The organism is Bacillus sp. FSL R9-9410 (genome assembly GCF_038050385.1).
GTDB lineage: Bacteria > Bacillota > Bacilli > Bacillales > Bacillaceae_G > Bacillus_A > Bacillus_A cereus_U.
Genome location: NZ_JBBOTV010000003.1, coordinates 130,037 through 143,731, shown reverse-complemented (window position 1 = coordinate 143,731; position 13,695 = coordinate 130,037). Strand labels below are relative to the sequence as shown.

Below are 13,695 nucleotides of genomic sequence, written 5' to 3'. Positions count from 1 at the left end.
AGTAGGACATGAAACGTATCGAATAAGATGCGTTTTTTATTTTAGGAGGGAAACTTATGATACAAGAAATAATTCAACAAGATACATTTGATCAGGAACAAACACCAGCGATGTTGCAATTGGAGACGGGCACTGCTTCACATTCAGCTTTCTGCTTTGCTATGGCAGTTAATCATAACAACCATATGCAATTTGCAGTATTAGGTGCGAATGACAGTACATTAAAGTCATTCAGAGCAGCCATATCAATGGGTACTCGTCGTTTGTATTTTGGAGAGGGACAAAAAGAAGAATTACATTATGTATTAGGCAAAAAAATGAATGTAATTACAAAAGGACAATTTGATTTTATAAATACACAAACAGCAAATAGAAAAAAGGCAATTATTGCGTTTTCTAAAGAAATAGAAGAGAAGTATATTGTTGCAATTGACGAAGCACCAGAAATGCAAGTAAGAGACTTCTTAATGGCTCCTCCGTACGGCTTGCCGATTTTAGAAGAGTGGGCGAAGCCAATTTATGAGGAGATGCTAACAAGAAATCTATTACAACCATTAGAGGTGTATTTTGATAAGAATGAATTTTCTTCTCTATCCATTGCACAAGTCGTATTAAAAGAAGAGGATTGTAAAGAGTTTTTATCAGAAATGATCCGGTCTGGAAAATGTCAATTTCCACAAGAAGGTACAGGTGAAAAAATCAATGAAATCAATGATTTAAATGAATATCTATTGGAGTATTCACCTGTCATGCTCGATAAGGTAACAAAATTAGATGAGCCTTTACATCAACCGATGAAAGATCAGGCATTATCTCATTTTGATACATACCAAAGAACATTATTCCCTGTACAGGCACATGTAGCAACAGGTGCAGCAAAAGCATTACAAGTACAAAAAGGAATTATTATACAGGGTGAAATGTCCGTGGGCAAAAGCGCGATCATGACAGCTGCAGTAGACGGATATTTTCATTTAAAAGGACAAAAAGGGTACCGTACATGCGTTTTTGTTCCACCAACTCTTACGGAGAAGTGGGCAAAAGAAGAAATACGACACTTATTACCAGACGCAGAGATACACCTTATTAAACGTACAGAGGATCTTATTCGTATTCATCAATCTTGGATTCAGGCTGGAAGACCAAAACCAGAAAAACCAACCTTCTTTGTTATTAGTTTTACAACAATGCGAGGGGACTCTATTAAACAGATGCCATTACCTTATAAGCAAATACCACTTTCCAAGAAATCAGAGGAAGAGGTGCAAAGATATTATAAGAATGGATACTACTGTCCAGATTGTGGTGCTAAGTTACGTAAAAAAACTTCTTCTATTATGGTTCAACAAGCTAATGGCGATCAGAAAGAAGTTTGCCAGTATAAAGATTTTACAGGAAGTGACTTAGATTCGAAAACAAATAAAAACAGTGCCTGTGCTGATTGCAATTCGAATATTTGGAGTCCAAAAGTAAAAACGAAATATTCAAGTTTTAAAGACTGGACGAAATATGAAAATAAATTAGTACAAGCAATAAAAAAAGGAAATAAATCTTTGCAAAAACAACTAGAGTTAGAGAATCGTGTGAAACCATATGATGCGAAACAAACAGGGCGAGCATATCGAAAGGTAGCAACTGTTGAGTATATTCGTAGGAAAATGAAACACTTCTTTGATGCTCTTATCGCTGATGAGATACATGAGCTGAAAAGTGAAACTGCACAAGGAACTGCTCTAGGAAGTTTAGTTAAAGTTTGTAAGAAATTCGTAGGTGGAACAGGAACTCTTTTTGGCGGTAAGGCGAGCGATGTGTTCTATACGTTATGGCGCTTATATCCTTCCAAGATGGTGAAGAGTGGGTTTGAATATAGTTCTTTAATGGATTGGAATGAGACTTACGGAAACATCGAGAGAACATATTACCATGATGGTGAAGTTGTATCCAATGTAGCTTCGCGTGGTGCACAAGGAATGCTAGATAAAACTAAAGTAGTACCTGGTATTTCACCATATGTGTTTACCCAATTTTTAATGGATACAACCATTAATGTACGTTTAAAAGATGTATGGCCAAATCCAGTTGAGCTAATCAATGTACCTACGATTCTTGTTGATATGTCTGAAGAGCAAAAACAAGCTTATGAGCATAGGAAAGAGTCCTTCGAAAAAGCAATTGAGGCAGCGAAAGGTACACCAGATGTCGGCAAATTGTGGCTTTCTTATATTCGTACAGGAAATGCATACCCAGATAACATGAATCATTATCCTAACTATTACTTAGATGGGAATGAAAAAAATGTTGTTTGGTCTAATGCAGAATATAGATTCGATGAGGATTGTATGCAGCCGAAGGAGAAGAAATTGCAAGAAATATTGCATACTGAAACCTCTGAAGGTCGTCCAACTATCATTTATGTATCTGATACAGGATCTACAGTGAAAGAGCGAGACATTCAACCACGCTTGCAAAAAGTGGCTGAGCAAGTACCTGGTGCGAAAGTAGCTATTCTCCGTACCAATACAGTCACTCCGCCAAAACGTAGTGAATGGCTAAAGGAGCAAGTTAATAACGGTGTAAATGTTATCATCTGTTCACAAGAACTTGTGAAGGTGGGCCTCGATTTGCTTGCAACACCGACGCTAATTTTTTATCAATTATCATTCAGCTTATTCACATTAAATCAGGCAGCAAGAAGACATTGGCGTATTGGTCAAACCAATCAATGTAGAACATTCTATCTTGGATATCGAGAGACTTTCCAAGATAGAATGGCACAGTTGATAGCTCAGAAGAATAAAGCTTCTGAAGCAATGAATGGTGATGCGACAAGTGATGGTTTAAATGCAATGCTCGGTGATACAGGGGATTTACAGACTTTATTAATTCAAAACATTAAGAGTGGGAACCAATTAAAAGGCTCAACAGAAGAATGGACAAAAGCGGCATCAGAAGAATCGAAACGAGTTCTTGCAAATATCGGTAATGTGATTACACCTGTGTTTGAATCGATTGAAATTCAATTTACGAACTGGGTGGAAAAATTACCAGGAACAATGGATGTTGCATTTATGAAAGATGCCCAATTTGTACAAAAGGCTGTTGAATTTATTCAACAAGGGAAAGTACCTGGTGTTCAAGTGAAGAAACGTGACCTTGAAATAGATGGGGAAGTAGAAGGTATCATTCGTACATTAACAACGCTGAATACAGATAAGCATATGCTGGTTCAAAAACAAGATATTGCATTCTGGGATGAAGTGATTGTTGAAGTGGATACTGCTAAAAAGAATGGGAAACGAAAAAGCAAAGTAATCGAAGGACAGTTTGAGTTCGATTTATTTGCATAACAGAGAGGAGAAAATCATGTTTACAATGATTTTTATCGCTTTATTTTGTTATATGTTTTTTGTAGTTCGCAAAGTCAGAAAAAATATGCTAATAGAAGAAGCAAAGAAAAAAGAAAAGGAACAGGAACAGGAACAGGCACCGGTGGAACGTCCCGTTTATTGGTGCCCGCGAGAAAACAGACCAATTGGTAGGGAACAAGAGCGTGTTACTGTTCCAACAAAAGAAATTACCTTAGAAAAGGATGTAGCAAGTATATACGATTTAGTTGCTACATCGGTTCAAAAGAATCTGTGTGAAGAAGCGAGTAACAAATTTGAACAGGAAATTGAAGCTGTAGAAGAAGTGGAGTATGTTGAAGATTTTCACCATACTCCTGCTTCTGAAGCAGTTTATGATATCCCATTCCTGAGTGATGAGGACATACCGTTTCCAAGCGATATGGATACACCAGAGGAATTCTTAGGATATGAAGATACATTTCCAGAACTAGAACAACTGCCGGTTTCAGCAGAAACAGAACTTATCCTTCCTGTTCAACAAGAAGTATCAGAAGTACAGGATGGGAATGTGGTAAAGTGGACCGCAAAAGTGATAGAACGAGAACAAGGACTGACACGTGTGATGAATATGTCTAATAGGAAGCGCTATTGGATACATACAGAGGGAGAGATATTACCAGAAAATAAACTATTGTATATAGAATTAGAGGTCGATTCAACTTATTCCTATACATTAGTTGGGTGGAGTGATAGACAACTAGGGGGTATATAAATCTATTTCCTAGTTGGTATTTTCTTAGTTATATAGCATTAAAAACACTAGGTTCTCACTCATTTGTACAAGGACAAAATATTTTTTTGTTTTTGTACAAATGAGTGAGACGGAATGATTCACCATATAAGGATATTCGACTATAATGAGACATTGTACGTCATTGCAATATCAAAATATTTTAAGGTTGAAATAATTATTGATCTTAGAATAGGAGCTTCGAGAACTCCATGAAACATTACAATGCTTCATATACATGAGATTGTATTTAAGATTATTATATTAAAATTATTGGAGGCTGATGATATATGACTATAGATCATATGAGTAACAACGTAGTAAAAAAATTGGAACAGACGGTGCGCTACGAAAAGAAACAAGTTAAGGTATTGCGTGTAAGTAAAAGTAGTTCAAATATACATGCTTACATGATTTTCCCGGAATTCTCAGAGGCTAAAATTTCAAATACCGAACTGGATGAATATATAGAAAACCTATCAACAAGCGTGAAGTATGTCATTGATCGTAAGTTGAGTCAACAAGAAATTGAAAAACAAAATCACTCTTTCATTATGACGTGTGCAGTCGAGGAAGATGGTGTGTTAGATGATGAAACCATTCATTTTAATACGACGTATGTCAAGCCACCAACGATTGCGAATAAGGTATTTAAGCTAGTGTGTGGCTTAGGAAATCGTCTAAATAGCTTAAAAGAGCTACATATCACAGTATTAAATAATAATATTAATCGAATTGAAATTGAATTTTACAATGAAAATGAAACATATGTGGCAGTAGAGAAAGAAGAAATTGCGAATGCAATTATGGGGGCATATACAAAAGCGAACATTTATTATTCAGCAGACCTCTATTATGTTGCGGAAGGAAATGAAATCAAATTAAAGAGCATTAAACCGAAATTAGCGGGTGATATGTAATGAAACAAGAAAAAGGGATGATTGGTGTCTTATGTACACTCATCTTAACGGTCTTATTACTTATACCATTACAAGCAGCTCATGCATCTGTAAAAGTGGACTTTAATGAATTAAAAGGGAATGATGTTTCGTCATCCTTTAAAGAGGGATTAAATAATCGAACCAAAACACCAGAGAAGAATGATTCATTCGGTTCATCATTAATACAAAAAATTGAGGGTATGTATGCACCTGCCTTTAAAGTAGGGGTAAATATCTTTTCTATCTCTTTCGTATTAGGCGTTATTGTCATGGTTATGGCATTAATTACGAAGAATGGTCAATGGATGAAGTGGGCGACAGGGAGTATGATCTTTTCATTCGTTAGTATGATGGCGATGAGACTAAGTGTGTACTTCTTATTCAGTTCCGATGTAGTTTCGTTTATGAACATCTTTACGGATTTTTTAGACCTGTTTAAATCAACAGCACTTATTTTTACACCATTTATGTTAATTGCAGGTATTCGTTTACGAAAAATTCATGAGAGTACGAAACAACCTGAGTATTATCGTTGGTCCAATCGTGTCATAACGGGATCTTGTTTACTTTGTATGTTAGCCGTACTCGCTCCATGGCTATTTGCGAATATGTAAAGAAATACATATAAGAGGAATGAAAAAGGTACTGAATCTATATTCAGTACCTTTTATCTACCCATATGATTTCTTCGTTCGTATTCTTCAAATACTTCCGGTGATATAGGGGATAATATGCCACTTAGATATACAGCTGTATATAAAAAGTATTGTTCATCTTTTGTTTGAACTGTAAGAGTGCCATGTTCCTCGTTATTGGGGATAATTCGTTCAATTTTCAGTTGTTTTTTGTCGCAAATAATTGCCTTGATTTTATAGACGTTATGTATTGGTAATCTTTCGATATACAGACAACTACGCTCTAACAGATAGAAAATGAGTGCCATTTGTAGAATGAACACAACTTGTAGTAGAGCTGGTATGCCTGCAAAACAGACAAGGAAAATAGAAACTAAAATAATATTTAACTTCGAAAACCATTTCTCGTATTGCTTCATGGAAAGAATACTCTTTTTCGTTTGAAAGACTTGGAATCTCGTTATGAGGAACAGGATCGTAAAGATTCCTTCAGAAATAAACCAAGTATGCCATTCCGACTTAGAAAGATCTAGTACTAAGTATATGATGCCGGTAAAGATAAGGATTGGTACCAGATGTACCAGGCTAAATAATATCGTATGTTCTAACATTCTTTTCTTGTAGATGTGATTAGTAATTGAATCCAAGTTTCTTAACTCCTTCTGCAATTTTCATGATGACACCACCAATAAGTAGATGGTATTCGCCTATTCCTTTTTCGTTTACATACCAGCATATATAGTGCCTAATACCTTCTTTTGCTCCATGATCATGTAAAGGAAAAGGAGATGCGTATTTTTCAGATGACATATTATTATCACCGAAAGGAACCTGTCCTGCAAGAGCAAAACGTTTCTTTGCATCATTTACAATCCAACAACCATAATCTGCTGTTCCATACCATAATGCTTCTTTATGGATCGGATCAATAGAAGGTTGTGCTGGATAATTTTCAGCTAGTATTTGTGCTTTTTCTTCACGAAGTTGTTGATGAATATGTGAATTCAATGGATCTTCCGTTCCGATTTCATAGGTTTCCTCAAAATTCCCACACTCATAAGGGATAAGGGGATTATTTGAATCAGCTGCTAATTGTAGACTGCAAGAATCCGATTTTGAAAGATAGTATACACAGTCTTTGCAGGTGAAAAGGTTTGAAAAAGCTGAATCTGTTTCTTGTTCTGTTACCGTATTATCTACTACAAGTTTTAACAAGTCTATCACAATCCTTTTTAGGCTAATACGTAAATTAATATAGACGTATCATATCATGCTTATAATTAAATGTAAATATTTTACATTTAAAAATACCCTAATTTATTTTGAAAGGAATGTTTGTTTTGAAAAGAAATCGAGAATATATTGTTTTGCGAAATTCTATTTTAATAGGTTGGCTGCTTACAATTATCGTTATAGGTCTATCTATCTATTTTTCTTCTATTGTGTATTTACTAATTGGATGTTTCATTCTGTCTCTTAAATATGGATTAATGGGTACCGTAAAGAATGTGGAAAAGCGTTTACCTACCTGGGCTAATTTTGGCGTCATTGAAAAGCCAGTGAATCGAAGGGTGACAAGACCTTTTCAATTTCGGGGTGGGCTCATTGTTTCTTTAGCATTAGGATTTGTAGAGATGGTGATAAAAGGCTTATGTATCTCATATTTTATTTTAGGATTAGAAACGTATGTATATCGTTTGATACGCAAAAACGCAAGAGTGTGAAAAGGAGGTTTTTATTATGAAAGTATTGATATTCGAATTAATTCTCATTGCAATTCTGATTCCATTGAATATTGTTGTAAAAAAACATGTACCTAAATGGAAAGGGAAAGCTGGAGAAAAACTGGTGAAACGTATATTAAGTAAATTAAATCCTGAAAGCTATTATGTGATACATGATGTGACGGTTCATACGGAGTATGGTGATACAACGCAAATTGACCATATTGTTATCGCGGAAACAGGTGTATTTGTCATAGAGACGAAGAACTACGAGGGCTGGATCTATGGAGATGAGAAGGCGGCAAGATGGACACAAGGTATTTTTAGAAAGAAACACTCTTTTCAAAATCCATTTCGACAAAACTATAAACATACGAAAGCAATTGAATGGGTGATGGAAAAACAGCTGCCATGTATCTCTATTGTAGCGTTTCATCCGAAATGCAATCTAAAAAAAGTTAATGTACATTCAAAAGATAAACATATCTTATATTATAACGATCTAAAAAAAAGTATTGAGTCATATACCGACGTGCAACTAACAAAAGACGAGGTCCTGCATATCTATCAAACTATCTTGCAAACAAACATTACGGATAAGGATATTGAAAAGAAACATGTGAAGTATTTACAGAATAAGTTCGCTAAACAATAAGAAATGGAGTAGGTTACATGATTCCTTATATCATTGGATTTCTTATAATTTCTGTAGTTGCTATTCGTCTTAACATGAAGTATTACAAGCTTAGAGGGAATCCGAGAGATTTTGTAATGAAAAAAAAAGAGTAGAAGATTTCTGATAAAATGTTTTAAAGTCCATTTCAATTGAAATGGACTTTAGTATTCGCATAAGGGGATACCACCACATCGCTATCAAGCTAAGAAATGTAAATACCCCCAAAACGAGAAAATTTACATTTTATTGTATTGGGAAGTTTTTCGGCAAAATAACATCAAAAACCTCTCGATATTTGATTGTCCCAAAAATAATCGGTTTTGGGATACTAATTTACAATGATTCAAAAGGTCTATGTATTTATGAAGTACTGCAAAATGTTATCTCGAACTTTTTGACACATTGTTTTTCATAGAAATCACACCACAACAAAAGGTGTACCTTTCGAAACACTTTTATAGAGGTATCATCGATTCTTTTTATTTCTAGATGTATTAAAGTAAAGAATATTTGTAAAATTACACATTTACGAATATATAAAAAGAAGAATCCTCAATATGATTCTTCTTTTGTAAGTATTAAAATTAAAAAAGTTTTTTGAAGTACCGGCTTATACCTCAAATTTCATCATATCCTTATTATTAAGAGAGTTTATAACGCTTGGCACGTAATTTAAATGCCGCTTCTCCGCCCTCCATCACTTTACAAATTTGGTTTCTAACCGTGGCATCTTCAATACTTCCAGAAGCTAACAAATTTAATCCGCTTTTATTAGAATCCATAGCTAAAATTAACTCTGAGTCTCCGTTCACCGGAATATTCGCATTGTGTGTTACTACAATTACTTGTCTTTTAGATTTGCAGGTTTTTAATCTCTCAACAATTAGTTCGTATATTAGTGAATTATCTAAATCATCCTCAGGTTGATCTAATATTAATGGCACTTCTCCATAAGACAATAGAAAAGTCAATATGGCTGATGTTTTTTGACCTGCCGATGCATTAGATAAGGGTTTATATTCATTAGAATTAGCAGCTTTATATTTAACTTGAACTTCATCTTCTGGATATAGAAGCGTTAATTCATCCATTTGTTCTTTATTTAACTCTTTTATTACACGGATAAACCTTCCTGAAAAAAGCTCATTACTCTTACCAGATCTTATATCCCTAAAAATATTTAGGAGATTTGGAATATTAACTTCTACTTTTCCTTTAAAGCAGAATTCAATAATTTTATGTATATCTTCGTTAAAGGTGTCTTCTTTTTGAATAATTTTTCTAAAGTTATATTCAAAGAATTTTTTATCTCTAAAACTTTTTATTTCGATTTTTAAGTTATCACTATCTCCTAGTACTTCTTGAATAAAGCTCTTTCTAGCTGTTGTAATTTCTCCCCTCTTTTTTAGGTATTCAGTCTTTAACCCTGCTAATTCTTGTATTTCTGTTTCTCTTAATTTTTCTTGTGCTTTTATTACATTTAGCTGTTCGTTCTTCTTTGTAAGCTCTTCATTAAGTTTCTCAAAGTCATGAAGAGTTTGAATACCTTGTGATTGTAAATCTTCTTTTATTTTTTTAAATTCATTTGTATTCTTTTTATAGGCGGAGAACCAATTAGACTCTTTCAAACTAATTTTAAATTCTTCACTTAGTTTCATCATCTGAGTGCTTAAGTCCAAAATATGAGCATGGATTTTATCATACTTTTCTTTTATAGGGTCTTCAATATCTTTAATTTCCGCTTTATAATCGTGAGAAATATTATTATAGTTAATCTCTGATAGTTCTAATGTTTCACCAAGTGATTGAATCTGTTGATAGCTTTTGATAATTGCCTGTCCGAACACTTTTATCTCATCTTTTTCTTCAGAAAATTGATTGGACTTATTAAAAAGCTCTTCAAAATCACTTTCCTTATACGTTCTTAATTGATTTTGCTTGTCTTCAATATCAGCTATTAATTTTGATTTCCCCTCTAATTGAGAAGTAATTGATCTGATTTTTGATGATTTAGTTAAGTACTCAATTTTAGTTGTTTTTAGATTTTCTTGGAGTTCATACATTCCATCAATTGAACTATCCATCTTATCTCTTAAAGCATTAGGTTTTTTAGCAATTTCATAAACTTGTTTCTGTGAATATACATCAAACTTAAATAAATTTAATAAAGAATCATGCTCTTCTTGTGTAATTTCTTCATATTGTTCCGTTTCAGGATCCCACTTTTTAAAAGTATTTTTTTGAGAGGTGCCGTTAAAATCAGATGCAATAATTTTATAGGTAGTATTGTATCGATTATAAATTACCTCTATCTCAGAATCGTTTTTTAAAACGCCAGAATCATCATTTTTACTGTATACACTATAAAACTTTTCTTGTTCACTAGCAATTTCATTATGTTCTTTTAAATCCTCATTACATTTAAAACACCCTCTAATAAATCTAAGAATGCTCGATTTTCCTGTCCCACGTCCACCAATTATTGTTGTCATTTGAGGACTAAAAGAAAATGTATTTTCAGACTTGTTAATTTCAGTGTTTGTGATTTTTATACTATTTATCCATTCATTAGGTAATTCGTAAGGGGCTGTTTTAGATTCAAAGTCATTTCTTATTCTGCTTTCAGGTAGTAGTAGTGCTTGACGCAAACTTTCTAAATTAATATCTTCACTCATTTTTATCCATGTGTATCTTTGACCTATCCCCCAAAGACCATGTTTAGAGGCCTTCTCACTTGCTGGATTATCTGAAAATGTAAGAATAGACAATGGATGCTTTTTTGCATTAGTTAAAGTGTTTTTCCAATTCAATGCTCTCTCTGCTGCTATGTTAGTTTCACCGTATAGGTCTTGTAATAATTTTAATTCTGATTGTGAATCTAATTCATTGTTATAGAAAAATTCATGTACAGCCTGGACTCCCAGTACATTCTCATTCTTAAACACGCTACTTTGCGTTCCGAAATCTGTTTCGCAAAGTCCACTGTATTGATCTATATGAGCTGGTATAGCTATAGCGCCCACTTCCTGGGCTTCTTTGATAACATCCAAAACGCTCATAGTAACTTTAGCATTTTGATGACCATACATTTCCATAGCGAGTTTTAATCTTGCAAGGAAATGATTAACATCCTGTGTACCCTTATCTACATCAAATAATACAAGTATATGAACTTTAGCATCACTACAAGTTACTTCTACTCCTGGAAACACTGTTAGGCTAGTCCCCTTAGCAGCTTCTTTTATTTTATCTATATACCCACCTGTATTATGATCTGTAACAGCAACACAATCTAGCCCTTGTTCTATGCATCTAGTAACCCACTGTGCTGGTGTAACCTCTTGTTCAATAAAACACCGACTTTCAGGTGTATGTAGATGTAAATCTGTTTTATACCAACGTGCTCCTTTTATGTCTCTCATCTTAATCCCCCTATTTGTATTATGTACTATTACAATTCTAATCCTTAAATTATAGAAGTTACAATAAAAAAAGGTTTTAGACAAAATAAATGCAAAAACGAGTCATAAATAGGAACTATCGTTCATAAAGAAAACCTATATGTAAGTTGCTGTTTGGTACATATATGGTGACGATACCCCTATAAAAAATAATTGGAGTAGATGCTAGATATTGGATTTTTTTTATTTTAAGCACAGGATTTTACAGAAACTTTTATTTCTACAGTAAAACTAATGGTAGAATGTTATTGAAAGATAGGGTTATATTGGTAAAGCTGTTATTAGGTATTAGAAGTGTTTACAAGAATTAGTTAGATAGGGTGTGTATTGGTGAGAAAGAGAATAAAAAGAAAAAGTTATCAAATGGAAAAAGAAGGTGAGCAAATACAAAAGGATAGATTATCGTATTTACAAGATACTGCATGGATTTTCACAATTCTCACTGGAGCCATCTATTTTTTCTCTTATTCCTTTCAAAAGGGAATTAGAGATTACTATGGTATAGATGATATTAGTTTAAGTGATCTAGATGTATCTTTAATTGTTAGTTCTGCATATGATGTTTCTTCTTTGATACTCAGGGTATGTGTTTTATATTTTATTTCAAGAATTATAATTTGGTGTGCAACTTTTATGTTCAACATACTGGATGCGAGGCAAAATGCTCCTAAAAAAGAAACTTTTATAAGGGTGAAATTAGAAAGCTTTTATTCAAAAATAGGTGAGTTTTCAAGTTCAATTATTGAAACAGACTTAAATAAAGTTGGTAATTTTAAGGAAGTGATAAGAACAATTTATGATAAGAAAGAGTTTGCTCCTATAAATGCAATTACAAATGGAATTTTTCTTATGCTAGTCCTTGGCTATCTACCATTTTTAGTATTAAAGGATTCATATAATTTTAATGTAGCTAATCTATTAGGGATAAGAGTATGGATCCTTTTTTTTATCTTACTAGTAATGTTACTATTTATATTTATGGTACTTTCCCTAAAAAAGTTGAAGTCAGGAACAATTAAAAATGGACTATTAAAGCTATGTTTAAGAGGTATTGTTGCTATTTATAGAAGAAACCCATTGGCTTACATTTGGAAGCTATGTAACTGGGGAATAAGAGGGATTCTAATCATTACAATTGGTATAGGTTCATCTTGGATTTTCTTTCAATATGGATATACAAAAGCTGAAAAAAAAGAAGATTATACAATTGTACAATACCAGGGAAAAGAATTTGTTATGTTAGATAAAGATAAAAATAGAATGCTTGTATCCCCTCTTACAATAAATAATAATCAATATATGATGTCAAAAAATGAATTTCAATTAATTGAATTTAAACAAGGAAAAGCTGACTCTATTATATTTAAAGGAAAAAGTTTAGTTGGTGGTTTGCAGGTATCTCCTAATGAGAGGGAGGAGAGATTGAAGGAGTTAGATAAAACTATCCAGAGTGTCCCTGTTTTAAGAAATTTAATTCCAATTAGTTTGCTAATTGATAAATAGCATATGTTTAGAAAATTAACTAAATTAATGGATGTTTTTTTTAGTTAAGGAATAAATGAGAAGACTCATCTTGGATTTTTGTTGATTTGAAAAGCAAAAAGGACTTGTAGGAATCCCTACAAGTCCTTTTTTTAGATAATGAAAAAAAGTTAAAACAAACTATCTCATAATTCGAATCGGAGCAAACACTCTAACTACGGGTTGTTTTCATTATATACCAAATCCTAACATGTGAAGTTATAATATTTGAAAATTATGTGAATTTAGAGAGAGAAAATAAAATCCTGATTATAATTCCTAAAAACCTCAATTGTTTATTTTGCACAAAACACTTTAAAACAATATCTATATCATAATTAATTACAAAAAATGTGAGTGTTGGTAAATAGAGAAGAATGTAGCGTTCTTACTAAAAGACTTTTATTTATATTCAGGATTAAATAACTATAAGAAAATGAATTTCGTTTTGTATCTAAATATAATTCTTAAATATATGCAAATCAATACCCATCAACTTAAGAATTTTATAACGTCCGCAAAACAAAAAAATATATATTTTTGTTTTGCGGACGTTGCTTTTCTTAGCTTGATAGCGATGGGGTACCGCCAGCATTTTGG

At 33.0% G+C, this 13,695-nt stretch carries 10 protein-coding genes; 7 read left to right on the top strand and 3 right to left on the bottom strand.

The window, feature by feature from the left end:
* The first annotated feature begins 56 nt into the window (after positions 1-56).
* The 4 genes from MKX77_RS27410 (at position 57) to MKX77_RS27395 (ending at position 5,692) form a co-directional block, all read left to right on the top strand.
* On the top strand, positions 57-3,347 hold the full coding sequence (locus MKX77_RS27410; RefSeq protein ID WP_341308343.1) for a helicase-related protein: 3,291 nt from the start codon (positions 57-59) through the stop codon (positions 3,345-3,347).
* A gap of 16 nt (positions 3,348-3,363) precedes the next feature.
* Positions 3,364-4,119 (top strand): transposase, encoded by a 756-nt coding sequence (locus MKX77_RS27405; protein WP_341308342.1) that lies wholly within the window; start codon positions 3,364-3,366, stop codon positions 4,117-4,119.
* Positions 4,120-4,427: 308 nt separating this feature from the next.
* A complete protein-coding gene (locus MKX77_RS27400) occupies positions 4,428-5,057 on the top strand; it encodes a hypothetical protein (protein ID WP_002166878.1) in 630 nt (209 codons plus the stop codon).
* Positions 5,057-5,692, top strand: coding sequence for a hypothetical protein (locus tag MKX77_RS27395; RefSeq protein WP_341308341.1), 636 nt, complete (start codon positions 5,057-5,059; stop codon positions 5,690-5,692). The genes MKX77_RS27400 and MKX77_RS27395 overlap by 1 nt, the downstream gene beginning before the upstream one ends.
* A gap of 53 nt (positions 5,693-5,745) precedes the next feature.
* On the opposite strand, the gene MKX77_RS27390 is transcribed toward MKX77_RS27395, so the two are convergent.
* Positions 5,746-6,360, bottom strand: a complete 615-nt coding sequence (locus tag MKX77_RS27390) for a hypothetical protein (protein ID WP_341308340.1) — start codon at positions 6,358-6,360, stop codon at positions 5,746-5,748.
* Positions 6,344-6,928 (bottom strand): hypothetical protein, encoded by a 585-nt coding sequence (locus tag MKX77_RS27385; protein WP_341308339.1) that lies wholly within the window; start codon positions 6,926-6,928, stop codon positions 6,344-6,346. Before MKX77_RS27385 ends, MKX77_RS27390 begins: the two co-directional genes overlap by 17 nt.
* Positions 6,929-7,053: 125 nt before the next feature.
* Between MKX77_RS27385 and MKX77_RS27380 the strand changes: the two genes are divergently transcribed.
* Complete coding sequence (locus MKX77_RS27380; RefSeq protein WP_326996651.1) at positions 7,054-7,437, top strand: hypothetical protein; 384 nt, start codon at positions 7,054-7,056, stop codon at positions 7,435-7,437.
* A 16-nt stretch (positions 7,438-7,453) separates the two neighbouring features.
* Entirely contained in the window at positions 7,454-8,092 is a 639-nt protein-coding gene (locus MKX77_RS27375; protein ID WP_341308338.1) for a nuclease-related domain-containing protein, read from the top strand.
* A 662-nt stretch (positions 8,093-8,754) separates the two neighbouring features.
* Here the strand turns inward: MKX77_RS27375 and MKX77_RS27370 are convergent.
* Positions 8,755-11,535 carry a TrlF family AAA-like ATPase gene (locus MKX77_RS27370; RefSeq protein ID WP_341308337.1) on the bottom strand — a complete coding sequence of 927 codons (2,781 nt, stop codon included), beginning with the start codon at positions 11,533-11,535 and terminating at the stop codon, positions 8,755-8,757.
* 369 nt (positions 11,536-11,904) lie between these two features.
* Here MKX77_RS27370 and MKX77_RS27365 point away from each other — a divergent pair, with 369 nt between their 5' ends.
* Positions 11,905-13,077 carry a hypothetical protein gene (locus MKX77_RS27365; RefSeq protein WP_341308336.1) on the top strand — a complete coding sequence of 391 codons (1,173 nt, stop codon included), beginning with the start codon at positions 11,905-11,907 and terminating at the stop codon, positions 13,075-13,077.
* Positions 13,078-13,695 lie beyond the last annotated feature (618 nt).